General features: G+C 67.1%; 18 protein-coding genes. 5 read left to right on the forward strand and 13 right to left on the reverse strand.

Annotation, left to right across the window (positions count from 1 at the left end; genetic code table 11):
* Positions 1–260 precede the first annotated feature (260 nt).
* Together ACO1BU_RS14245 and ACO1BU_RS14250 are read left to right on the forward strand one after the other, a co-directional pair.
* Complete coding sequence (locus ACO1BU_RS14245; RefSeq protein ID WP_424136622.1) at positions 261–731, forward strand: (2Fe-2S)-binding protein; 471 nt, start codon at positions 261–263, stop codon at positions 729–731.
* Positions 732–747: 16 nt separating this feature from the next.
* Positions 748–3,000: a xanthine dehydrogenase family protein molybdopterin-binding subunit gene (locus ACO1BU_RS14250; protein ID WP_424136623.1), complete on the forward strand. Its 2,253-nt coding sequence runs from the start codon at positions 748–750 to the stop codon at positions 2,998–3,000.
* A 179-nt stretch (positions 3,001–3,179) separates the two neighbouring features.
* Here the strand turns inward: ACO1BU_RS14250 and ACO1BU_RS14255 are convergent, their stop codons facing one another.
* Together ACO1BU_RS14255 and ACO1BU_RS14260 are read right to left on the reverse strand one after the other, a co-directional pair.
* Complete coding sequence (locus ACO1BU_RS14255) at positions 3,180–3,848, reverse strand: hypothetical protein (protein ID WP_424136624.1); 669 nt, start codon at positions 3,846–3,848, stop codon at positions 3,180–3,182.
* 257 nt (positions 3,849–4,105) lie between these two features.
* On the reverse strand, positions 4,106–4,933 hold the full coding sequence (locus ACO1BU_RS14260) for an SIR2 family NAD-dependent protein deacylase (protein ID WP_424136625.1): 828 nt from the start codon (positions 4,931–4,933) through the stop codon (positions 4,106–4,108).
* A gap of 449 nt (positions 4,934–5,382) precedes the next feature.
* Between ACO1BU_RS14260 and ACO1BU_RS14265 the strand changes: the two genes are divergently transcribed.
* Entirely contained in the window at positions 5,383–5,727 is a 345-nt protein-coding gene (locus ACO1BU_RS14265; RefSeq protein ID WP_424136626.1) for a c-type cytochrome, read from the forward strand.
* 4 nt (positions 5,728–5,731) lie between these two features.
* Here the strand turns inward: ACO1BU_RS14265 and ACO1BU_RS14270 are convergent, their stop codons facing one another.
* From ACO1BU_RS14270 to ACO1BU_RS14315, 10 genes are read right to left on the reverse strand one after another with little or no spacing between them, the layout of a single operon-like run.
* The gene (locus ACO1BU_RS14270; RefSeq protein ID WP_424136627.1) at positions 5,732–6,094 is read right to left on the reverse strand and encodes a hypothetical protein; all 363 of its coding nucleotides are present in this window, start codon (positions 6,092–6,094) and stop codon (positions 5,732–5,734) included.
* Positions 6,091–8,601: a cbb3-type cytochrome c oxidase subunit I gene (locus ACO1BU_RS14275; RefSeq protein WP_424136628.1), complete on the reverse strand. Its 2,511-nt coding sequence runs from the start codon at positions 8,599–8,601 to the stop codon at positions 6,091–6,093. The genes ACO1BU_RS14270 and ACO1BU_RS14275 overlap by 4 nt, the downstream gene beginning before the upstream one ends.
* Positions 8,598–9,566, reverse strand: a complete 969-nt coding sequence (gene coxB, locus ACO1BU_RS14280) for a cytochrome c oxidase subunit II (RefSeq protein ID WP_424136629.1) — start codon at positions 9,564–9,566, stop codon at positions 8,598–8,600. The genes ACO1BU_RS14275 and coxB overlap by 4 nt, the downstream gene beginning before the upstream one ends.
* Entirely contained in the window at positions 9,563–10,285 is a 723-nt protein-coding gene (locus ACO1BU_RS14285; protein WP_424136630.1) for a cytochrome c oxidase assembly protein, read from the reverse strand. The genes coxB and ACO1BU_RS14285 overlap by 4 nt, the downstream gene beginning before the upstream one ends.
* 42 nt (positions 10,286–10,327) lie before the next feature.
* Positions 10,328–11,242: a hypothetical protein gene (locus ACO1BU_RS14290; protein WP_424136631.1), complete on the reverse strand. Its 915-nt coding sequence runs from the start codon at positions 11,240–11,242 to the stop codon at positions 10,328–10,330.
* On the reverse strand, positions 11,239–11,652 hold the full coding sequence (locus tag ACO1BU_RS14295; RefSeq protein WP_424136632.1) for a c-type cytochrome: 414 nt from the start codon (positions 11,650–11,652) through the stop codon (positions 11,239–11,241). The genes ACO1BU_RS14290 and ACO1BU_RS14295 overlap by 4 nt, the downstream gene beginning before the upstream one ends.
* Positions 11,649–12,188: a DUF3341 domain-containing protein gene (locus ACO1BU_RS14300; RefSeq protein WP_424136633.1), complete on the reverse strand. Its 540-nt coding sequence runs from the start codon at positions 12,186–12,188 to the stop codon at positions 11,649–11,651. The genes ACO1BU_RS14295 and ACO1BU_RS14300 overlap by 4 nt, the downstream gene beginning before the upstream one ends.
* On the reverse strand, positions 12,185–13,507 hold the full coding sequence (gene nrfD / locus ACO1BU_RS14305; protein WP_424136634.1) for an NrfD/PsrC family molybdoenzyme membrane anchor subunit: 1,323 nt from the start codon (positions 13,505–13,507) through the stop codon (positions 12,185–12,187). Before nrfD ends, ACO1BU_RS14300 begins: the two co-directional genes overlap by 4 nt.
* Complete coding sequence (locus ACO1BU_RS14310; protein WP_424136635.1) at positions 13,504–16,314, reverse strand: 4Fe-4S dicluster domain-containing protein; 2,811 nt, start codon at positions 16,312–16,314, stop codon at positions 13,504–13,506. Before ACO1BU_RS14310 ends, nrfD begins: the two co-directional genes overlap by 4 nt.
* Positions 16,311–16,973, reverse strand: coding sequence for a cytochrome c3 family protein (locus ACO1BU_RS14315; RefSeq protein ID WP_424136636.1), 663 nt, complete (start codon positions 16,971–16,973; stop codon positions 16,311–16,313). The genes ACO1BU_RS14310 and ACO1BU_RS14315 overlap by 4 nt, the downstream gene beginning before the upstream one ends.
* A gap of 338 nt (positions 16,974–17,311) precedes the next feature.
* Here ACO1BU_RS14315 and putA point away from each other — a divergent pair, with 338 nt between their 5' ends.
* On the forward strand, positions 17,312–20,968 hold the full coding sequence (gene putA / locus ACO1BU_RS14320; protein ID WP_424136637.1) for a trifunctional transcriptional regulator/proline dehydrogenase/L-glutamate gamma-semialdehyde dehydrogenase: 3,657 nt from the start codon (positions 17,312–17,314) through the stop codon (positions 20,966–20,968).
* Between the two features lie 63 nt (positions 20,969–21,031).
* On the opposite strand, the gene ACO1BU_RS14325 is transcribed toward putA, so the two are convergent.
* A complete protein-coding gene (locus tag ACO1BU_RS14325) occupies positions 21,032–21,838 on the reverse strand; it encodes an MBL fold metallo-hydrolase (protein ID WP_424136638.1) in 807 nt (268 codons plus the stop codon).
* Between the two features lie 301 nt (positions 21,839–22,139).
* Here ACO1BU_RS14325 and ACO1BU_RS14330 point away from each other — a divergent pair, with 301 nt between their 5' ends.
* On the forward strand, positions 22,140–23,192 hold the full coding sequence (locus tag ACO1BU_RS14330; RefSeq protein ID WP_424136639.1) for a 2,5-dihydroxypyridine 5,6-dioxygenase NicX family protein: 1,053 nt from the start codon (positions 22,140–22,142) through the stop codon (positions 23,190–23,192).
* Positions 23,193–23,258 lie beyond the last annotated feature (66 nt).

Genomic DNA, 23,258 nt, shown 5'->3' on the forward strand with positions numbered 1-23,258 from the left:
CCCTCCAGAGCAGGTCCGCTGCTCCGAAGCGGCCCGCAGGGCCACGAAACGCCGAAGGTGGAGCAGACAGGCGCCCGCTGACCGTTCCGCCCCCGGTGCCGGTCCCGCCTTCCAGACCTGTGGGCCGCTCATACTCGTTGCAGATGATCACCTAAGGCCGGCCTGCAAAACCGGTTGGCAGGTTCGTCGTTACCCGCTCTGTGGTGCAGTTCCACCCGGGTCTGGGACAGCCAGGGCCATGGGTGCCGGAGGATTCTGTCATGCCGACTTCCGTGCCGTTACACGTCAATGGACGGGCTACGACGGTTGACATTGATGATCCTGATATGCCGCTTCTCTATGCCCTGCGGGACAATCTGGGGCTGCATGGACCCCGTTTCGGCTGTGGCCTCGGCCAATGTGGTACCTGCACCGTTCATATCGACGGCGAGGCTGCCCGGTCCTGCGTCACGCCGATGTCCTCGATCGGCCCGGACCAGCGGATCGTTACGCTTGAGGGGCTAGGGTCGCCCGAGAACCCGCATCAGGTCCAAAAGGCCTTTATGGACGAACAGGCGGTTCAGTGCGGGTACTGCATCAATGGCATGATCATGCAGGCGGCCGCGTTTCTCGCGCAGACTCCCAGGCCCACGGATGACCAGATCCGGGACGCCCTGGCCAACAACATATGCCGCTGCGGCACGCACGCCCGGATCATCCGGGCCGTGAAGCGTGCGGCCGGCACACTGTAATCAGGGGAGCGAAGCCATGATGTCGGCCACTGCCACACGCCGCTCCTTCCTCGGGACAGGCGGATCCCTCATTGTCAGCTTTGCGCTCGCGGGACGCGCCCTGGCGCAGGGCGGGCAAGCGCCAGCCGCTGCGGGCCCTTCCCGCCCGGCTGGCGGCGCTGCTGTCGCCAAGAGTGTCGCGCTCGACGACGTGGACGGCTTCCTCGCCATCGGCGCTGACGGAAAGGTCACGCTCTTCTCCGGCAAGGTCGATCTCGGCACGGGCGTACGGACCGCCCTGACCCAGATGGCGGCCGAGGAACTCGATGTACCAATCGAGCGCATCACCTTCATCCAGGGCGACACGGCCCTGACACCCGATCAGGGGCCCACCTATGGCAGCCTATCAATTCAGAATGGCGGCATGCAGATCCGCCAGGCTGCCGCTACCGCCCGCCGGGCGCTCGTAGAAGCGGCCGCGCAGCGCCTCGGCGTTCCGGCGGCGGAGCTGGTCGTAGAGGACGGAACGGTGCGGCGGCGCTCGGGTGGGCCCGGCATCGGCTATGCGGAGCTGATCGGAGACCGCAACTTCTCGCTGAAGGTGGACAAGGAGGTCACCACCAAGGACCCGGCCAGCTTCCGGGTCGTCGGCCAGTCCGTGCCGCGGCTGGACATCCCCGAGAAGACCACGGGTCGCTTTACCTATATGCACGACTTCAAGGTCGAGGGCATGCTGCACGGCCGCGTGGTCCGACCACCGGCGCTGCAGGCCGAGCTACGGGAGGTGGATGAGTCCTCGGTCCGGAACATCCCCGGCTTCGTGAAGGTGGTACGGGAAGGCAACTTCCTCGGCGTGATCGCGGAGACCGAATGGGGTGCGATCCGGGCGGCCCAAGAGATCAAGGCCAGCTGGTCGGACTGGCAAGGGCTGCCGGAGCAGAGCCGGCTTTGGGAGCATGTCCGCAACACCCGTGTTGCCAAGGATGATGTGACCAGCAATGTCGGCAATACGAAGGAAGCCATGGGCGGGGCGGCACGCCGCCTCTCCGCCACTTATGACTTCGCCATCCATACCCACGGCTCCCTTGGCCCGTCTTGTGCCGTCGCGGAGGTCCGGGACGGGCGGCTGACCTGCTGGAGCGCGTCGCAGATGACGCACAACCTCCGGAAGCAGCTTGCAGCCATGATGCGGATGCCTGAGGAGCAGGTCCGTTGCATATACCTCGAAGGATCCGGCTGTTACGGCCGGAACGGGCATGAGGACGCCGCGGGTGATGCCGCGCTGCTTTCCCGCGCGGTCGATGGACGTCCCGTGCGCGTGCAGTGGATGCGGCAGGATGAGCATGGCTGGGATCCGAAGGGCCCACCTACCCTGATCGACCTGCGTGCTGCCCTGGACGCGAACGGCAATGTTGTGGCCTGGGAATCCGAGTTCTTCGTCCCGCAGGGTGCTGCCGGCAATGTCGCCCTGGTGCCGGCGGAGTTGGCCGGGCTTCCCCATGAGGAGTCGATGGCGCCGGGCAACATCATCCAGAACTCGGCCCTGCCCTACTCCATGCCGAACATCCATACGGTCTGCCATCGGCTAGAGAACACGCTCTTCAAACCCTCCTGGATCCGCACGCCTGGGCGGATGCAGAATACCTTCGCCAATGAGTGCTTCCTGGACGAGCTGGCCGCGGCAGCCGGCGCGGATCCCCTGGAGTTCCGCCTGCGGCATCTGAAGGATGAGCGCGGACTGGAACTTCTGCGTCGTCTGGCCGTGCTGTCACGCTGGGAGACCCGCCCTTCGCCGCAGCGCAGCACGGGCAGCGGACCCGCCCGAGGCCGCGGTGTCAGCTATGTGAAATACGAGCTGAACAGGACCTATGTCGGCGCCGTAGCGGAGGTCGAGGTGAACCGGGAAACCGGCGACATCCGGGTGACGCGCTTCTCCGTCGTTCATGATTGTGGCCAGGTGATCAACCCGGATGGCGTGCGGAATCAAGTGGAGGGCAATGTCCTGCACACGATCAGCCGCACCCTTAAGGAAGAGTTGACCTGGGATCGCTCGATGGTAACAAGCCTGGACTGGGGCAGCTATCCCGTCATCACCTTCCCGGAAGTGCCGGAGATTGCCATCGAGCTTCTCGACCGTCCGGGTGAGAAGCCCTGGGGAGCAGGTGAGCCTTCCGCGGCGGTCATTCCGTCCGCCATTTCGAACGCAGTCTTTGATGCGACCGGGGTGCGACTGCGTTCGGTACCGTTCACTCCGCCCCGGGTGAAAGCAGCTATCCAGCAGGCCAGCTGAGCAACGCAACAGGCGGCGCCGCACTCGGCGCCGCCTGTTGCGGCAGCATGGGGTCAGCGTGGGGCCTCGTGCTGGATAGCGCCGGAGCAAAGGAAGCGTGTATGGCGCCGGCGGCCCTGAAGCGCATTGCCTCAGGGCCGCATCACGCCGGAATGTAAATCCGCCTCTTGGCGAGGGCGCTAGCGTATAACTGCTGGGCTCGTGCCAGTACCCTGCCCTGGGGTCGAGTTGGCCGCCGGTATATCTGGATCCCGGAGATCGCCCTGCGGCGGACCCAGGCGCAGTTCACGAGCATCGGCCGGGATCCGATCCGCCTGGATTTCTCGTACTCCCGCCGCCATGGCTTCGCGGGCCTGCGCCGCCGTCTTCTGGCCGCGGATGATGTCGTGCGCCAGGTTCAATGCCAGGATGTTCGTTGCCTCCCGATCGCAATGCGCGATCAGCTCTCCCCGCGTCCGGTCTGGTATGACACTACCGTTGAAGGTCGCAAGCGGTTCGAAGAAGTTGAGCGGCACGCGGTAGGATACGGCCTGCTCCAGCACATCCGTGTGCTTGGCGGGAAAGTCGTGTTCCAACCCCGCCTTGTGCACGACGCTCCGGATCCACGGGCGGTTCGCCTCCCAGTGCAGCCGCGTGGGGGTTACCTCCTGCGGCGCGCCGTACTTGCGCAGCATCTCCTCCGCAGCAGCCTTCGCCTCCTGCGGCCAGTCCTTGATCAATTCCGTGACTGAGGCCGGGCTGTTCTGAGCCGCCGCTTCCGCCACGGGGAGGATAGCGGCGCAGGTAGCGGCGCTGGCACCCAACAGAAGCCCACGGCGGGTAGCTTGGATCTGGTAGCGGTGGCCCATGAGCCTCCTCCATGCATCGCGCTGCAGGGCGTTCAACGACACCGCCTGGACACAGGTTGCGGAGCAGGCCCTGGCCGAAGACATAACCGGTCACGGGAGTGGCCCTCTCACCATGAGGCCCGCACAGGCATGGCAGAATGCTTGGCCGACCTCGTCCAGCCGCCGCGCATGATGAGAGAACAGGCGCGGGCTGCCGGGCTTCCCGCCGAGGAGGCCAGCGGGCGCGGCGCGCCTCCGCTAGGCACGCGCCAGGGATCCTATTCTTTGTCGCCGCGAACGCGGTGCAGCAACTCCTCCATGAAGCCCGCGAGCGACGCTTCCGGATCGTCGCTATCGCCCGTGATGACGCGGATACCCCACTGACTGAGCACTGCTTCCTGCACGTCGTTGCGGCGTGGCATGAACACGAAGGGAGCAGGCCGGTCCCGCTCATAGCCAGAGTCCCGCCAGATCTGGGCGAGCTTGTGCAGCAGCAGCCGGATGTTCAGGTCGGACATGCTATAGCCGATGAACAATAGCGTCCTGCCCAGCGCATCTGCCCAGAGCTTGATGTCAAGAGGAGAGGAGAAGCTCAGCCGGTTGAGATAATCGGTTTCGGCAATGACCAATGACTGGTCATCGTCGAAGTCCCCGTGATACTTGACGATCTGGGTGCTGCTGTTACTGGCGCTCGCGATGTCGCGTGTATTCGCGATCTTAACATAGTCCCGGCCATGAACACGGAACGCAGTTTCCAGATTGGCGTCGTAGTTCGTGGTATAGATGATCGGAAAGTCCAGGAGCACGATGATCTCGTGGATACGAGATGCCCGCACCCTGTCCTCCGACACGCTCCAGTTTCGGTCCATCCAGCTACGCAGCGGGCCGATGCTGCCTTTCTGCAACCGGTAGTACTCCGCCAGCGTCTGATAGCTGCTGTCCGCGCTAAGAAACCAAGCCGGGTCGAGACCGAGCTCCTGCCCCATATGTTCGATCAGTTGCCGCCAGGATGGCAGGCCAACGGTCATCGAGAGTCCCGCGCCCGCGAACAGGATGGCACGCCTCTCCCGAATGACGCTTGCGAGGGAATCGATTTCGGTACGCATCCTGCAGGACCACTGCGCCGGAGGCAGCTACAACCCCGGAAGCGCGGTGCGAGTTTCCGCCACGGCTATCGAGGCAGCCCTTCCCACGAGATTTGCACTCAGCTCGACCTTGAGGACTGGCATCCGGCTGTGACACCCCTTGGCCGCCTCTGCTGCGATCGGTTCGGTGGAGATCCGGCAAGGGCCTGCCCCAGGGGTGCGTTATCAGCACCGGCCTGGCCGACACAGAGACCGACCAGCCGGCGTGGCCAAAGGCACGCACGCCCCGCCGGAAACGGAGATTGGATAAGCAACCGGGCCTGCGTTCCGGCGTTCGCCCAGCATTGCCGGGACGGGGGCTTCCCATCCGAGCCTTGTTTTTCCCTTTTGTTCTGCTTCTTCTGGGATGCGATGGTGAACAGCCGCCGGGCCTTCGCGTCACGGGGGGAAATCCGGACCGCGGGCGGGTGGTGATCGGATCGGCTGGCTGCGGCGCCTGCCATGTCATCCCAGGCGTGCGCGGCGCTAATTCCTGGGCGGCACCTCCGCTGAACGAATGGGCACGGCGAGGATATCTCGCCGGGCGCTTTCCTAACTCCCCGGAGAATCTCGTCGCCTGGCTTCGCGACCCTCAGGCGATGCTGCCAGGGAACGCCATGCCCAATTTGGGTCTGACTGATACAGAAGCGCGGGACGCCGCCGCCTACCTCCTGACGCTCGGGGCCAATCGCCTGCCGGCGGTTCCGGCAGGGCTGCCCCTAGGGCCGAAGGAGGCTGGTCCGCGGGAGGAGCCACGCATCCGTCCGCGCGGCTGATCGCCTATCGGCAGGCCGGCAGCACGAGGGCTGGCAGGGCCTCGAACAAGATGGCGAAGCAGGCGACGACGCAGGCGGCTCCGCCAAACCATTGGGTGAAGAGCGGCTCTGTCTCGCCACCCTCTATCACTCCGCCTCCCTGTCGCAGCAGCAAGAAAGTCAGGCCTAGCGCGGCCAGGGCCAGCAGCGTCGCGCCACTGACCAGGACGGAAACCCAGGGCAGGCCGAATAGCTGCCAGTCCGCCATCGCGCGCTCGCAAGCGAGTGCGTGCACGGCGTAGATCGCACCGAAGTGCATGGCCCAGATGATGAAGCCTGCGGCGGGCAGGACCACCGCCCTCCCAGCGGAGGCGGTGCGCACCGTCACAGCAGCCGCGGGAAGCCGTGCAGCAGCACCAGCCCCACCGCCCCCTGTCCCGCTGTGTAGAGCCAGAACAGCATCATATTGTCGAAGGTCAGGCGCCGCGTGCCGTCGATCATCCCCGCCCAGGCCCGTGCCTGGGTGTAGAGGACCATGATGAGCGCGGCCGCCACGATCGCGCCGTGCCAAGTCAGCAGCGTGTAGGAGATCGCGGAATGAGCATGCTGCTCCGGCTCCAAACCTGAACCGAGCAGCGCGGCGAGGTCCGCAGCGAAGCCCCCGAGCATGAGCACCAGCGCCAGCGGCATTCCCCAGAATGGCAGACGGTTCCGTGTCCGCAGCATCCGGCTGGCCAGCATCATCGCGCCACCTGCCAGCAGATAAAGGACCAGGGCCGCGCCTCCCCAGCCCAGCACCGGCGAGCCCAGCCCCGCCGGAGGCCACATCCCGTCCCCGTTCACGAGCCAGAGGAAGAGATAGCTGCCAATGAGGCAGGCGTAGCAAGAGCCCATGACCAGCATCAGCACGATCATGGCCCACCAGGAGGTAGCCATTGGTCCCGTCACGTAAGTGGGCAGGACGATCCCGCCACCGATATCGCCGCGGCCCTCCCCGATGGGGCCAAAGTCGGTGCCGGTCCAGAGCCAATAGAGGAAGGCCCCGAACGCCAGCAGGGCGAAAGCGCCTGCAGGTACGAGCCATTCCACGGTCAGTACGAGAAAAAAGCCTGCCGTTCCGACGGCCGCGACGATATGGGCCCAGCTCGGGCCGGGCAGGACCGCAACATATTGCGGGATGCCCTCGGCGGGGCTGACCACCAAGCCCTCCCGCCGCCCGGTAAGGGTGCCGGGCAGGTAATGGCCGCCCGCCTCCACCTCCTTTGCCAGACCGGGGTGGCGCCAGAGCGGGTAACGGCTGTCCACCGCCGGAATGCTGCGCGGTCCGTAATTCATGTTCGGCAGCCATTCGAGCGTGCCGGCATCCCAGTGGTTTCCGCCGCCTTGCTGCACCCGGAAGTGCCGCAGGATGTCGACAAGGAGCAGCATCCCGCCCAGCAGCACCACCAGCGCGCCGATGGAGGAGAGCGCGTTCCAGATCTCCAGCCCATAGCCCGCAGGGTAGGTGTAGATGCGCCGCGGCATGCCCAGGAATCCCGAAATGTGCATCGGGAAGAAAGTGAGATTCACGCCCAGGAAGAGCAGTCCGAACACCCATCTTCCCAGGCGTTCGGAAAGCGGCGTGCCGAGGGCGGGTGCCCAGTAGTAGAGCGCCGCGAGCACCGGGAAGACCATTCCCCCGATCAGCACGTAGTGGAGATGGGCCACGACGAAATACGTGTCATGCGCCTGCCAGTCGAAGGGCGTGACGGAAACCATCACGCCCGTCAGCCCACCCAGCGAGAAGATGAAGATGAAGCCGAGGATGAAAAGCGTTGGCGTCGCGATCCGAACCTTCCTGCCGGAGGCGAAGGTCGCAATCCAGGCGAAGACCTGAAGTCCCGTCGGCACCGAGACCGCGAAGCCCGCAGAGGCGAAGAAGGCCAGGCTCAGCCCCGGGATGCCAGTGGTGTACATATGATGGACCCACAGCCCGAAAGAGAGGAAGGCCGTGCCTACCAGCGCCAGTACCACCAGCGACTGGCCGATCAACGGCGCCCGTGCCATGGCCGGCACAATCATCGACACCATGCCCGCGGCGGGCAGAAAGATGATGTAGACCTCCGGGTGCCCGAAGAACCAGAACAGGTGTTGCCAGAGCATCGGGTCACCACCGCGCTCCGGGATGAAGAAGGGCCAGTCGAAGGCGCGCTCCAGCTCCAGCAGGGTGGAGGCGATGATGACCGCGGGGAAAGCGAAGACCACCATGGCCGCGAAGACGAGCATCGCCCAGGCGAAGATGGGCATCCGCCCCAGCGTCATCCCCGGCGCGCGGCAGCGCAGGATGCCCGTGATCAGCTCGATCGCACCGGCTATCGCGGAGATCTCAATAAAGCCGATGCCCAGGAGATACATGTCGGTGTTGACGCCGGGCGATGCGGCCTTTCCGGTCAGCGGAGGGTACATGAACCAGCCGCCGTCGGGCGCCGCGCCAAAGAAGAGCGACGCAAAGAAGGCCGTGCCGCCGATCAGGTAGATCCAATAGGCATAGGCCCCGAGGCGCGGCGTGGGCATTTCCCTTGCGCCGAGCATGGCGGGCAGAAACGAGATGCCGACCGCCTCCACCACCGGCACGGCGAAGAGGAACATCATCACCACGCCATGGGTGGTGAAGACCTGGTTGTAGGTATCCGCATCCAGGATGTTCAGGCCGGGCAAGGCGAGTTGCAACCGGATCAGCACGCCCAGAAGCCCTGCCAGCAGAAGGAACATCAGCGCGGTGGCAAGAAAAAGCGGGCCGATAAGGTTGTTGTTGATCTCCGTGATCACGGCAATGCCGCGGGGAAAGGCCCAGGCATGCTCCAGGCGGCCCAACTCCTCTGGCGGGCGCGGAAGCGGGTTCGGAAGATCGCTCAACGCAGCGTCTCCAGCCAGGAAGTCAGGGCGAGCAGGTCGGAACCCTCCAGCGCACGCGCATAGGCGGGCATGGCGTTGCCCGGCTTGATATCCTGCGGCGCAGCGATCCAACCCGCGAGGTTGCCCCGCGTATTTGGCAGCGTCCCCGCTGCCAAGGTGGCGCGGGAGCCGATGCGGGAAAGGTCGGGCGCGATCCGCGCCGTCCAGGGCGTGCCGCGCACGGCATGGCAGGCGCCGCAGCCAGCCTCACCGAAAACTTCCATGCCGCGGCGGTGCTCCGCTGTCCGAGGCTCTGGCACCGGAGCGCGCTGGCGTGCGATCCAGGCCTCGAATTCGGCGGGTTCCTGCACGAGGACATCGAAGGCCATCCGCGTGTGCTGGATGCCGCAGAACTCCGTGCACTGCCCGCGCAGTTCACCCGTGCGGTCAGCGCGCAGGCGCTGGCGGTTCACGCGCCCGGGAATCATATCCAGCTTTCCATGCAGGTTGGGCACCCAGACGCTGTGGATGACGTCGGCGGAGGTAAGATGCAGCTCCACCTCGCGTCCACGCGGCAGGTGCAGGGCATTGGCGGTGACGGCACCCTCGCCAAGATCGGGGTAGCGCACCTCCCACCAGTACTGGCGCCCGATGATTTCGATCCGCAGCGGCGCCTCGGACATGGGCTGGAGCAGCGCGCGCGAGACGCCGAGGGAATAGGCCAGCAAAGCCGTCAGCACCGTCACAGGAAAGACGATGCCGCCAGCGATGGCGAAGCGGCGCGATCCCATCGCCTGGCGCAGGCGCGCCGGGGCAAAAAGGGCGAGCGCCAGGAAGGCCATAGTGATGGCGAACACCGCCCCACCGCCCCAGAACAGCACCTGGCTGAGCACCGCGATGCGCTCCGCCTGCACGCCCCAGGGATCGAGGGGTGTCTGCACGCCCGAGCAGCCCGCCAGGAAAAGAAGAGGAAGAAGCCGCCTCACGCCTCCAGCCGGTCCCTCCCCAGGCGCAGCGCGCGGGAGAGCGGGAGCAGGGCCAGCCCCGCGAAAGCCACACCGCCGGGCACCCACATCAACAGCCCGCCGAGTTGCTGATCGTCCAGCGGCGTTAGCCCCCATGGTAAGGTGGTCAGCGCATGCGGCGCGAAAAGCGGGCGCTGCGCAAAGGTGAGGAAAGCGCCCAGCCCCCCCATCTGCGCGGCGGTCACCAGACCGGAGAACAGGGTTGCCTCCACGCGGCTGGCCCGCACCGCGCCATGCCAGAGCCAGGCAGCGGTACCGAACAAAGAGGCGTGCATGGCCCACCACGCGACATCCGACCGGAAGGTCAGCGCATAGGGTGCGGGAAGGTGCCAGAACCACAGCGCGATCGCGAAAATGGCCGTGGAAAAGGTGAGCTCCCCTGTAGACGCGGCGCGGGCGCGCAGCCCCGCCGCGACCAGCGGTGCCGCGACCAGCATCACCAACAGGTGCTGCCCCGCCCGTGCGGAGAAGAGCGCCACGGCGACGCTGCAGAGCGGCGAGAGCAGCGCCAATGCCAGCACGGCCCAGCCGGACAGGAACAGGCGCCGATCCTCCGATGCCCGCCAGCCCCAGCCCAGCGCGACCAGCAACACGCCGACCAACAGCGCGTCGAAATTCCAGGTCGCCGCGCCCGGAAGTGGCGGCAGGCCACAGAAGGGAACGGCCTCGGCAGGATTCACGCGCTGGCCCTCGCATTGCCGAATCATGGGCGATCATACAGGTCAGGTGCCTCGGCGCCTCACCACACGGGCCATCAGCAACAGCAGGAGTGCGACGAGGCCGATCACAATTGCGTCCGCAAGCAGCTGCGGCGTGCCTCCTGTAGCGCCGGGTGCCAGTGGCGCATCCGGCCGCACCGTCCACAGCACCAAGCCGGCGTGCTGCAGGACGAGCAGCGCACAAACGGCCCGCATGCGCCAGGCCGACCACTGCGGGACGGCGGCCAGGGCGAGAGCCGCGCCCAGCGCGGACACGACGAGGCCAGGGTTCAGCCACTGCCAGGGGCCTTCCTGTCGTCGAAGATACCAGGCGGCCTCTGCCGGCAGGTCGGCTGCCCAGACTGTGACGAAGGGCACAAAGAGCAGCCAGAGTGTGAAGATTCCGAGTGCCAGCAGCGCCCGCTCCAGCCCGGTCCGTGCCTCCGGCTCCGCCGGATTTCCATGCACCAGCACCGCCATGCCGAGCGCGGCCGCCGCGCCACCGATCAGCATGGCAAGGCCGTTGAGACTGCCGACCCAACCCCGATCGCGGGAGAGCGCCCAGTCCTCAAACCCGATCGCGGCGGTGAGAGGCAGCAGGAGCAGCGCCACCCCTGCCCCCCAGCGGGCCGGCGCCGGGCGCGCGAGTTGCCGGCCCAGAACGGACCAAAGCAGTAGGATCACCACACTGGCGACAAGCACGACCAGCCCCCGGGGGCGGTCCGCCCATGGGTAAAGCCGGCCCGATAACGCCAGGAGCGGCAGCGCCAGGAAGGGAAGCGCCGGCATCATCCGCGCTGCGGCGGAGAGGATTGGCCTGAGAGGCTCCACCCAGCGCTCCTGTAGCAGGATGCCGCTTGCAAGCACCGCCAGCACCCCTGCCCCGAGCGTTGCGGCCAGCAGGAAGGCGAGGAGCCAGGCTTCCGCGAGCGCCGTCATGGCCTTCCTCGCATCAGGACCTCTACATGCCGGGCGACAGCCCAGCGCTGGTGAGGGTCCAGCCGGTCGGAATGGGGATGGGCACCGGCAAGGTTCCCGGTAATCGCGGCCATGCTGCGCGCGGGATCGGACGGTAGTGGCGTGATGTGCGGGTGCCCGCGCTTGACAACGACGCCGTCGCCCAGGCCGCGCGCGCCGTGGCAGGGGGTGCAGAAGATGGCGTACCGGTCCGCACCTTGGGCCAGCAAGGCTGCATCGACGGGCGGGCCCGGCGAGGCCAGGGCGCGCGCTTGCGCGGCGGTGCCACGCGGGACGGAACCATCGGGCGGAGGGGCTGGGGGCGGCGGTTTTGGGCTTTCCGGCCAGCCGTCGCAGCCTGTGAGAAGAAGGAGAAGGAAGAGCCATCTCACGCGCTCTGCACCTCCGTCACTCGAAGGGGAGAGAGTTCACGCAAGAAGCGCCTGGCGGGCTCGGATGCGTAGAGCGGGTCCTCGGCGGAGAGGAAAAGGAAGAACCGGTCTTCGCTGGCCCGGTGGAAGCCGCGGGCATGAAAGGCGGGATGATTCAGCCGAGGCAAGCCGTTCAGCACCAGCATGCCGACCAGCGCCGCCGTGCAGGCCCAGAGGATCGGGATGAGATAGGTGGTGGGCAGGAAAACCGGCCAGGCATTGGGTGGCCGCCCGCCAACATTCACGGGGTAGAGGTGGACGGAGATGTACCAAGCCGCACCGGCCGAGAGAGCCGCGCCGATGACGGCGGCGGCCACAGCAATATAGCCTATCGGCGCAGCGCTGACGCCGAGCGCCTCGGCGGCCTCTGGAACGGGATAGGGGGAATAGGCTTCTATCCGCGTCCAGCCGGCGGCGCGGGCGGCACGGACCGCTCCGGTCATAGCCTCGGCTTCAGCGAACTCCGCCATGACGCCGAAGGGAGGCAGGTGGCTCATCGCTCTTCCTCCTCGGCTTCGGCCTCACTCTCCTCATGGCGCGTCTCGAACATGGAAACGGCCGGCACGAGGCGGCCGAAGAGAAGCAGGACAAGGGCAAAGAGTGCCACGGTGCCGCCGAGGAGCCCCCATTCGGCGGTGCTGGGCGTATAACCGCGGGCCATGCTGGGGAGGTGGTCGCGAAGAAGGCCGTCCACCACGAGGGACCAGCGGTCCAACCAGACCCCGGATGCGGCGAGCAGGCCGGCCGGGACCACGATGGCGGTGTGCCGGCGCAGCCCGTCGTGCCAGAGAAGTTGAGGCACGACGGCCGAGAGGAGGACCGCGCCCCAATAGGCCGGCGCCCCCTTACCCAGCACACGTGCGATGAGGGCAGCCTGGGTCGTCTCATCTTCCTCGACGAAGCCGACCAGCAGCTCATGCGCATAGGCGAGGCCCGCCGCCAGGCCGGCGCAGGCGAGAAGGCGGCCGAGCAGATCCATATCCGCATCATCGACGAAACGCTCCAGCGAGAGTGCGAAGCGCAGTACGGCCGCCAGAGAGAGAACGATGCCCAGGCCCGAGGGGAGGCCGGTGACGACCACATGCAGCGGCAGCCGCGCCTGGTGCCAGGCGGGGACGAGGGTGGTGGCGAATTCCAGCGCCACCACCGTCTGCGCCCAGAGCAGAAGGGGCAGCACCATGGCCGCGACCAGGCGATAGGCGGCCTGATGACGATGCCAGTGGGCGACGGAGCCGCGCCAGCCAAGGGCGAGAAGACCATAGGCGCGGGCGAGGCGGATGCGGCCGCGCCTAGCGGCGCGGTCGCGCATCGTCGCCAGGTCAGGAATGAGACCGATATACCAGAAAAGAGAAGTGACGATGACGTGGGACATGATGCCCCAGAAATCCCAGACCAGCGGACTGCCGAATTGGGGCCAGAGCGTGGTGTAGGAGGGGTAGGGAAAGGTCCACAGGGACAGCCACGGCCGCCCGAGATGCAGGATCGGGTAGAGGGCGGCGGCAAGGATTGCGGCAAGCGCGGCGGCCTCGGCGAAGCGGTTCACGGCGGTGCGAAGGCCGTGGCGGCGCAGCACGAGAATGGCCGCGAAGAGGCTTGCGGCGTTTGCGATGCCGATCCACCAGGCATAGGCGATGAGGTCGAAGCCCCACACATGAGGGATGTTGTTCCCCCACACGCCCACGCCCTGCAGCACCACGGCGGCAACGGAAATCGCCAGCACGATCACCCCCGCCGTGCAGAGCGCCGCGGAGAGGCGGAAGCTCCAGGCGCCCGGGCGCAGCGCAGCTTCCGCGACGGGCGCGGTAACGTCGCTCATGTCTCTGCCTCTGGCATGACGCGGGCGAGATAAGTGGTGCGCGGGCGCGTGCCGAGCTCCCCGAGAAGCGCGTAATGGCGCCCGTTCCGCTTCGCGCGCGAAACGGCACTGTCGGCATCGTTGAGATCGCCGAAGGCGATGGCGCGGGTGGGGCAAGCGCGCTGGCACGCGGTCTCCACCTCTCCGTCACTGAGAGCACGGCCTTCGGTGGCCGCCTTACTCCGCGCGGCGGTGATGCGTTGCGTACAGTAGGTGCATTTCTCCATCACACCACGCGGCCGCAGCGAGACATCCGGGTTGCGAGCCGGAGTGTCGAGGAGGCGGCGGTGGTCCGACCAGTTGAACCGGCGGACCTTGTAGGGGCAGTTGTTGGAGCAGCTGCGCGTGCCGATACAGCGCGGATACACCATCACGTTCAGCCCCTCATGGTCGTGCAGCGTGGCATTGACGGGGCATACGGGTTCGCAGGGTGCCTGCTCGCAATGCATGCACGGCACAGGCTGAAAACTGGCAGTTGGATTGTCCTCCTCTCCATGGAGGTACCGATCCACGCGGAGCCAGTGCATCTCGCGCCCCTGCGAGACGGCAAGCGGGCCTACGACGGGAACATTGTTTTCCGCCTGACAGGCCAGGGCGCATGCGTTGCAGCCGATGCAAGCGTCGATGTCGATCGCCATCCCCCAGGCATGGCCCGGATAGGGCCAGTCCCCATACAGGGAGGCGTCGCGCTCCGGCTGCGGCAGGGTGCCGCCGGGCGCGACGATACGGATCGCCTCCGTGGGATTGAGGCTGTGATGGGAGTCCGTGGTGACCGGCGGGGTATTCCGGCCGGTGGAGCGTAGTGAGAGACCAGGGACGACCCAGGCACCGTCGGCGGGCCGGAGGGAATAGGCGTCGAAGCCCCTCCCTTCCCCCACCGGCCCGCCGGCGCGGCGCCCCCCGCCGAGCGGCAGCGTGACGCAGCCGGGGGCATGGCCCGGAACCGGCCAGCAGGGGGCAAGGAGACTGCGTCCCTCCAGGCTCAGTTCCACCTCGTCCCCAGGCGCAAGGCCCAGTTCCGCCAGAGTGGCAGGAGCCATCAATGCGGCATTGCCCCAGGTGATCTTGGTCAGTGGCCGTGGCATTTCCTGGAGCCAGGCTTCATGCGCCTCGGCACCGCCGCGTGTGCCGGGATCAGGCACAAAGATCGCGGCAAGACCGTCCGGCAGGGGGGACGAGACTTGGTCCCAGCCCTCCCGTAGAGGAATGTCGAGCGCAGCGGACGCATCACCAGCCACGCCAGCCTCCAGCGCCTCCGCCCAGGCCGCCTCGAAATCACGTCCGGTCCAGGCGGCGCGCCAGCTTGCCTCCACCGCCGCTCGGGCGGTCGCGGGGGTGCCGAGCAGCAGTGTGAGAAGCTCGGTCTCCGCGCGCGCCTCCTCGACCAGGGGCGCAGAGACGGGCTGGCGTATAGCGGGAGTGCCGTCGAAGCCGCGTGAGTCGCCCCAGGACTCCAGCGGATGCGAAAGCGGCACATGCCAGGTGCAAAGCCGGGCCGTTTCATCCTGCCGGTAGCCAAGATGCAGCGTGAAAGGCACGCGACGCAGCGCGGCATCGAAGCGAAGCGCGGCGGGGGCATCATAGGTCGGGTTAGCCCCGAGGATGAGCAGATGCGTCACCGCGCCCGCCTCCATTTCCGCCACCAGCCCGGCGAGAGAGGCAGCCATCGGCTCGGGCCGAGCAAGCGGCGGGGGAATTTGACGGACCACGGTGCTGCGAAGCTGCGCGTTCATCGCATGGGCGAGCGCGTGGACCGCGGCCCCCTCGCCCCGCCCGGCGATGACCATTCCCCCGGACCCAGCCCCGGCCAGCGCCGCGGCGATCTCTTTCGCCTTCTCATGCCCGCCCGGAGCCATCAGCCTCCCCACGCCCAGCGCGGCCGCCACGGCGCGTGCGAAAGACTCCGCCTCGGCGGGATGAAGGGGGATGCGGCGGTCCGCCCGGGCGCCCGTGATGCTCGGCCCGGCCTCCGCGACGATAAGCTGCGCCCCGCGCCCCGCCGCGCGGGCCGTAATCCAGTCACGCGCGTGGCGAAGATGGCCCGGCATGTCGCCCAGCGGGTCGGCGCCGAGACAGAGCACCACCCGGGCGCGAGAGAGATCCGGCACGACAGTGAGCGGCCGCCCGAAAGCGCGCATTGCCCCTTCAAGAGCAGCATCTCCGGCCAGCGGATCGTGTTGGTGCCAGCGGGCTCCGGGGAAGGTGGCCAGCAACTCGCCGAGCACCCGCGCCAGCGTCGGAGAGGAGACGGGGCCGGTCAGGATCCGCAGGCCCTGACCACCGCTCGGCGCCAGTTCGGCGCGGGCGGCCGCCAGGCTGGCATCCAGTGCCGCTGCCGGCACGGGACGGCCCTCCCGCCGAATGCGGCGCGAGCGATGTGGGTCGTGCAGCGAGAGGACACTGGCTTCGGCGAAGATATCGGTGGCACCCAAGCTGGAGGGGTGGCGGGGATTGCCCTCCACCTTCACGGCGTGGCCGCCGCGCGTACGGACGATCACGCCGCGCGACAGCCCATCCAGTTCCAGCACGGTCGCGTATTCGGCCGAATCCAGCTCGCCATGGGCGGCGCGGGCCGGGGCATAAAGGGGATGGCCGTGCTCGGACGCCTCGTCGCAGCCGCCCAGCGCGGCCAAGGCAAGCGAGGCACCCATGATGCGAAGGGCGTCGCGGCGCTCCACCGAACTGTGCGGTGCGGCCGAGACGGCAGCCGGCTGCTGCGGCTCGGGCGCGGGGTCGGGGCCCCGACGAATGGGAGGGTGCGCGTTCATCGGTGGCATGTCGAGCAACGGGTGAGCGGGGAAACCTCGACGCCATAATGCTCATAACGATGGGTCTGTAGGCCGTGCGGCCGGATGCCGGGCCGCTCCGCGACCGCGTGGGGATTGCCGCCGGGCGGCGGAGCCCTCAAGCGCGCCGTCGGGTCGCGGTGGCAATCAAGGCAGAAAGCCATGGATAGAGTTTCCGCCCGCGCCGTTCGCGGCATATCCTGGACGGGCCCGTGACAGGTTCCGCAACCGACGCCGGCCTGGAAGTGGGCCGCGTGATCGAAGCGCACATGGTCCGGCAGGCGGCTGACGGAGGCCCACTCCACCGGCACGCCCCGCGCAACCGCGGCCCGGAGGGGCACGAACTGCGCCGCGACGTTCCAGACCCGCTCATGGCAGCCGAGGCAAGTCTCCGCGCTCGGCATACCTGCCGAAGCCGCGCGCTCCACGCCCGCATGACAGAAGCGGCAGTCGAGGCCCAGCCCGACGGCATGCACGGCATGACTGAAAGGAATGGGCTGCGATGCAGGGCGGCCCACCTTCCAGGGCACGCCGGATCGGACGTAGGCGAAGGCTGTCACACCGGAGAGAAGCAGCAGGGCCGCCGTAAGGCCCGCAGCCAGCCTCAGACGCCGATCTGTTCTGGTCGAGAAAACCTGCATCACCGCGTCCGCAACCAACCGGATCGGCAACGCCAGGCCGAAAGGTTAGTTCCCTGGGCCCCGGGTCCGCAGAAGCCGGTGACGGATGAGCTGCGTCTGCATCTTCCGTCCAGCCGCCTAAGGCTCGAGGGCGGAACCCTGCTCGGTCCGCGCCGCGAACCGCCCACAGCTTTCCGTTCGGTGCCGCAATGAGGCCGGGAACCAAGTGCGAGACCACGGCCCCGCAGGTTTTCGGTGCATGATCCGGCCAGAGGCGGCACCGTCTACTGCCGATCTGTCGCGGCCACCCCAGATAAGATCCGCCCGGTCCTGAAGCCGCTCCAATGGGGAGGATGGAGATGATCAACACCGAGATCCCGTCCGGCGAGGCCCCTGCCCCTTTTCTTGCCTTCGCCAAGGCCGTGCGCCCACAGACGCCGCTTCGTGCCGCGATCACGGCCGCCTATCGGCGGCCGGAGGAGGAATGCCTTCCGCCGCTGATCGAGGCGGCCAGCCTGGGACCGGAGGTAGAAGCCAGGGTGGCTGCACGCGCTCGCCGGCTTATCACTGGCGTCCGTGCCAAGCGCCGGCGGGGCGGAGTGGAGGCGCTGCTTCAAGAGTTTGCTCTGTCTAGCCAGGAGGGCGTGGCGCTCATGTGCCTCGCCGAGGCGCTGCTGCGCATCCCCGATGCGGCCACACGCGACGCGCTGATCCGCGACAAGATCGGCGGCGGCGACTGGAGCGCGCATCTCGGGCGCTCCCCGTCCCCCTTCGTCAATGCGGCCGCCTGGGGCCTGGTGATTACGGGGCGGCTAACGGCAACGAATAGCGAGGCTGGGCTTGGGGCTGCACTGACCCGCCTGATCGCACGCACCGGCGAGCCAGTGATCCGCCTCGGCGTTGATCTCGGCATGCGAATGCTGGGCGAGCAGTTCGTCGCAGGCCAGACAATCGAAGAGGCCTTGTCCAACAGCCGAGGCATGGAGGCTAAGGGCTTTCGCTACTCCTATGACATGCTGGGTGAGGCTGCGGCCACGGCAGATGACGCCGCCCGCTATCTCCACTCTTATGAGGAAGCGATCCACAACATTGGCAATGCCTCCGGAGGCCGCGGAATTCAGGACGGCCCCGGTATCTCGATCAAGCTCTCCGCCCTGCACCCGCGCTATAGTCGTGCGCAGCGCGAGCGGGTCATGGCGGAGCTGCTGCCGCGCGTCGCGAACCTTGCCGTACTTGCCCGACACTACGACATCGGCCTGAACATCGACGCGGAAGAAGCTGAGCGGCTGGAGCTTTCACTCGACCTACTGGAAGCACTCTGCAACGATACCCGCCTGGCGAACTGGAGCGGCGTCGGCTTCGTTATACAGGCCTACCAGCGGCGTGCCCCCTTCGTGAGCGACTTCGTCATCGACCTCGCCCGCCGCACGGGACGCCGCATCATGGTGCGCCTGGTGAAGGGCGCTTACTGGGACAGCGAGATCAAACGCGCACAGGTTGACGGGTTGGAAGGCTTCCCGGTCTTCACGCGGAAGGTCCACACGGATGTATCCTATCTTGCCTGCGCACGACGGCTTCTGGCCGCGCCTGATGCCGCCTTCCCGCAATTCGCCACTCATAATGCCAGAACAGTTGCGGCCATCTACGAAATGGCCGGCCCGGGGCGCTACCATCCCGGCCAGTACGAGTTCCAATGCCTGCACGGCATGGGCGAGCCGCTCTATGAGGAGGTGGTCGGCCACGACCACTTGAACCGTCCGTGTCGGATCTACGCCCCGGTGGGCACGCATGAGACATTGCTAGCCTATCTCGTCCGTCGCCTATTGGAGAACGGCGCTAACTCCTCCTTCGTCAACCGCATGAACGACCTCGCAATTCCGGTTGAGGTGCTTGCGGCCGACCCTGTCGCCGAGGCACGCGGGCTTTCGCCATTGGGGCGCCCACATGACCTCATCACGCAGCCGCGCGCACTATTCGGCACCGCGCGGGTCAACTCCGCCGGGCTGGACCTGACGAATGAGCAGCGTCTGGCCGCGCTCGCCACCACGCTCCCGCACGGCACCGCACCGCTACACGCCTTCCCCCTCGTAGGCGACGGCGCCGTCGAGGGTACTGCCAGAGAGGTTCGCAACCCGGCGGATCGACGCGATCTGGTGGGATATGTCGTGGAGGCAACAGAGGACCTGGTGGATTCCGCCCTGGACCACGCGCAGGCGGCCGCACCGGGCTGGGCCGCCACCGCCCCGGACGAGCGCGCAGCGATCCTTGAGCACGCCGCCGACCTGATGGAAGCGCGCCTGGGCGCAATGCTCGGCCCCATCGTGCGAGAGGCGGGCAAGTCCATCCCCAACGCCGTCGGCGAGGTGCGCGAGGCCGTGGACTTCCTGCGCTACTACGCCAGCCAGGCACGCGGCTTCGACAATGCCGTTCATCGCCCGCTTGGCCCCGTGGCGTGCATCTCGCCCTGGAACTTTCCGCTGGCGATTTTCACCGGCCAGATCGCAGCCGCACTTGCAGCCGGGAATCCTGTGTTGGCTAAGCCAGCGGAGGAGGTGCCGCTGATCGCCTCCGTCGCCGTCCGCCTCTTGCGTGAAGCCGGCGTCCCGCCGGCGGTGCTCCAGCTCCTGCCTGGAGATGGCAAAGTCGGCGCCCGGCTTGCTGGGGATCCGCGCACCCAGGGCATCATGTTCACCGGATCCACGGAGGTTGCACGGGTGATTCAGCGCCAGCTCGCAGAGCGCCTGAGTCCTGTAGGCCAGCCGATTCCTCTGATTGCGGAGACAGGTGGACAGAACGCGCTCGTGGTGGACAGCTCGGCACTTCCGGAGCAGGTCGTGGCAGATGTCCTCGCCTCAGCCTTCGACAGCGCGGGCCAGCGCTGCTCTGCCCTGCGGGTACTTTGCATTCAGGAGGAGGTGGCGGACCGCATTACGTCGATGCTGAAGGGGGCTTTGGCCGAGCTCTCCATCGGCAATCCCGACCGCCTTTCCACTGATGTCGGGCCCGTCATTACCGAGGAGGCACGGGTCAGTATCCAAGGCCATATCGAAAGAATGCGTGCGCAGGGCCGCCCGGTGCATGCCTTCCCCCTGCCGGAGGCTTGCCGCCAGGGTAGCTTCGTTGCCCCAACCATTGTCGAGGTCGGCCGGATCTCGCAACTGAAGCATGAGGTGTTCGGTCCCGTGCTGCATGTACTTCGCTTCCGGCGCGAGGAGACGGAGGCGCTGATGAGTGAGATCAATGCAACCGGTTACGGCCTGACCTTCGGAGTACATACACGCGTCGACGAGACCATCGAACGTCTCACAGAGCTCTCGCGGGCTGGCAACATCTACGTCAACCGGAACCTGATCGGGGCGGTTGTGGGAGTGCAGCCCTTCGGTGGCCACGGCCTTTCCGGCACTGGGCCCAAGGCGGGAGGGCCGCTCTATCTGCGCCGCCTACTGGCATCCTGCCCAGCCGCCTCCGAGCTGCCCACCGCCAGGCCCCGGCCGGCGCTGCGCCCATTCGAGGATTGGCTGCGTGCTCAGCGGCTGAGCGATCTCGCCGACCGCTGCAACCAACAGGCCGCCGCCGCCCGCACCGGACTCGACATAGAGTTACCCGGCCCGGTGGGCGAGCTGAACCGCTACAGCCTGCGCCCGCGTGGCAAAGTGCTGTGCCTCGCCTCCACGCAGGAAGGATTGCTGATGCAGGTTTCGGCCTGCCTCGCCACAGGAAACTTTGCGCGGATCCGGAACCCGGAGTGGTTACCCGGGAATATTCCTCCCGTCCTGGCCACCTGGATCAGCCGCGCGGATGATGACAGTATACAGGGCTCCGATGCAGTTCTTTTCGAGGGCGGCCCTGAGACCCTGCGTACCTTTGCCCTGGCCGTCGCCGCTGCCGACGGGCCCGTTCGGCCAGTCATCGCCGTGCAGGATGGCTGCTACCGTCTCGACATGCTAATGGCCGAGCGCTCAATCAGCGCCAACACCACGGCGGCTGGCGGCAATGCCAGTCTTTTGAGCCTCTAAGCGGCCATCGATGCGGCCGCCGCACTCCGACGTCCGAATCCCGTTCTGGCGTGTTCAAGCGTCTCATTCAGGAGGGCTGCTGAGCCAGCGTAGGTGCCGCTCCACGGATCGGCGCATCGCCTCCTGGCCACCATGTGGAATCACCTTGTCCCAGAAGGCGCCGTAGATGGCGTCGTAGCGCCAGGGTGCCAGCCGGCCCGCGATGCGCTGCACGGCCGCGGCTCCGAGCGGGACGAAATTGGGGTAGGAACGCATAAATCCGAGGAAGCGGCGGTCCGCGACTACCTGCAGGATATCCCCGCTGAAGATGGCGCCCTTGCCGAATGCGGAATGCATGACCGTGCCGCCGGCGAAGTGCCCGCCGCAGCGGATGAGTGTAAGGCCCGGCGCAATCTCCTTCGTCTCGCCTTCCCAGAGTTGCACGGACGGCCCCTCCCGCATGATCCATGCGCGGTCATCGGCATGCAGATGGATGGGCACGCCGCCGAAGGCCGCGCTCCATTCCAGCATGGTCGTGTAGTAATGGGGGTGAGAGATGGCGATGGCCGAAATCCCACCTACCCCCCGGATCAGCTCGATTGTCGATGCATCAATAAGGGCGATGCAGTCCCACAGCACATTTCCTGCCGGCGTCCGCACCAGCAGCGCCCGCTGGCCGATGCCGAAGCTGGGAGCCGTGCCGATACCGAGAACGCCCGCTTCATCGCGGAAAGCGTTCATGTAGGCCAGTCTAAGGCGCTCAAGTGTCGTCCAGCCCTGGCCCGTGGGTAGCATATACTGCCGTTCGTCCTCGCAGATCGGGCAGGCCTTGGGGGGCAAATCTGCCGGCGGGTACTGGGTGCCGCACGTGGTGCAGATGTGGGCTTGCATGGAATGATCTCCTCAATGGCGCCCGGCAACGGCCTATGTGGGGAGGCTATCGGACTGATGGTGCCAGATCCATGTGGTGGTGCCTCCGCGAATGCCGGCGGCGCCGATCCGGCCGATGCGTAACCAAAGCACGGTCCGGTCCAACGGATCGCTCGAGGTTCCGCCTCCCACAGGGACCCGCCGACCGGTTCGCTGTCCCGGACAAGCGTGTGGCAACCCTGTCGCCATGCGGATTTTGCCGTTGCACGGTTATTTTTTGGCCATACAATTAAATGACGGCATACGGGAAAGGCACAGCCCCATGGCGATCAGCGACGCGGACATGATCGAGGCCTGGAAGAAGGTCCTGACGCTTTCCAATCTCAGGGCGGGCGAGGTGGTCACGGTGCTGACCGGGGCGGCGACGCACCCGCAGACGCTGTCGACCGCCATGATTGCGGCGCGCGGCATGGGGGCGGTCGTGAACCGGCTGGACCTGCAGCCGATGAATGGCGAGGCCTCGCTCTCGCGCGACGCGCTGGCCTTTGTGGGCGACACGCCGCTGACGGGGAACCCGGCCGGCATGGCGGCGCTGAAGGCGAGCGACCTGGTGCTCGACCTGATGCTGCTGCTCTTCTCCCCGGAGCAGGGGGAGATCCTGGAGAGCGGCACGCGCATGCTGCTGGCGGTGGAGCCGCCGGAGGTGCTGGCGCGGCTGGTGCCGAGCATGGAGGACAAGATCCGGGTCAAGGCGGCGGCCGAGAAGCTGAAGGCGGCCAGGGAGATGCACGTCACCTCGGCGGCCGGGACGGACCTGCGCTGCGCCCTGGGCCAGTACCCGCTGCTGGAGGAATACGGCTTTGTCGATGAGCCCGGGCGCTGGGACCACTGGCCCTCGGGCTTCCTGGCCACCTGGCCGAATGAGGGCCAATCCAACGGCACCATCGTGATCGACCGGGGCGACATCCTGCTGCCGCAGAAGTCCTATGTGCAGGACAAGATCATCCTGACGGTCAAGGACGGCTACGCGGTCAAGATCGAGGGCGGGCTCGATGCCGAGTTGCTGCAGGACTACATGCAGTCCTTCAACGACCCCGAGGCCTATGCCATCTCCCATATCGGCTGGGGGCTGCAGGACCGGGCGCGCTGGTCCGTGCTCTCGCTCTATGACCGCGAGCAGACCATCGGCATGGATGCGCGGGCGTTTGCGGGCAACTTCCTCTTCTCGCTCGGGCCCAATACCGAGGCCGGCGGCACGCGCAACACGCCCTGCCATATCGACATCCCGCTCCGCCGCTGCACCGTCCGCCTCGACGGCACCCCCGTGACACAGGACGGCAAGGTCCTCGACCAGATCGCACTCGCCGCCGAGTGAGCGGCTGCTGAGGCCCGGGCCGGGCCGCGTGGCAACCCAGGACCTCGGTGAAGGTCGGATCTCCGG

The organism is Roseomonas chloroacetimidivorans (assembly GCF_049629625.1).
Taxonomy (GTDB): domain Bacteria; phylum Pseudomonadota; class Alphaproteobacteria; order Acetobacterales; family Acetobacteraceae; genus Roseomonas; species Roseomonas chloroacetimidivorans.

What these genes read in the sequence shown, in the direction of transcription:
- ACO1BU_RS14330 (WP_424136639.1), top strand. Translation starts at nt 22,140, where the DNA reads ATGGCGATCAGCGACGCGGACATGATCGAGGCCTGGAAGAAGGTCCTG.
- nrfD (WP_424136634.1), bottom strand. Translation starts at nt 13,507, where the DNA reads ATGAGCGACGTTACCGCGCCCGTCGCGGAAGCTGCGCTGCGCCCGGGC.
- ACO1BU_RS14245 (WP_424136622.1), top strand. Translation starts at nt 261, where the DNA reads ATGCCGACTTCCGTGCCGTTACACGTCAATGGACGGGCTACGACGGTT.
- ACO1BU_RS14315 (WP_424136636.1), bottom strand. Translation starts at nt 16,973, where the DNA reads ATGCAGGTTTTCTCGACCAGAACAGATCGGCGTCTGAGGCTGGCTGCG.
- ACO1BU_RS14290 (WP_424136631.1), bottom strand. Translation starts at nt 11,242, where the DNA reads ATGACGGCGCTCGCGGAAGCCTGGCTCCTCGCCTTCCTGCTGGCCGCA.
- ACO1BU_RS14250 (WP_424136623.1), top strand. Translation starts at nt 748, where the DNA reads ATGATGTCGGCCACTGCCACACGCCGCTCCTTCCTCGGGACAGGCGGA.
- ACO1BU_RS14300 (WP_424136633.1), bottom strand. Translation starts at nt 12,188, where the DNA reads ATGAGCCACCTGCCTCCCTTCGGCGTCATGGCGGAGTTCGCTGAAGCC.
- putA (WP_424136637.1), top strand. Translation starts at nt 17,312, where the DNA reads ATGATCAACACCGAGATCCCGTCCGGCGAGGCCCCTGCCCCTTTTCTT.
- ACO1BU_RS14255 (WP_424136624.1), bottom strand. Translation starts at nt 3,848, where the DNA reads ATGGGCCACCGCTACCAGATCCAAGCTACCCGCCGTGGGCTTCTGTTG.
- ACO1BU_RS14260 (WP_424136625.1), bottom strand. Translation starts at nt 4,933, where the DNA reads ATGCGTACCGAAATCGATTCCCTCGCAAGCGTCATTCGGGAGAGGCGT.
- ACO1BU_RS14310 (WP_424136635.1), bottom strand. Translation starts at nt 16,314, where the DNA reads ATGAACGCGCACCCTCCCATTCGTCGGGGCCCCGACCCCGCGCCCGAG.
- ACO1BU_RS14325 (WP_424136638.1), bottom strand. Translation starts at nt 21,838, where the DNA reads ATGCAAGCCCACATCTGCACCACGTGCGGCACCCAGTACCCGCCGGCA.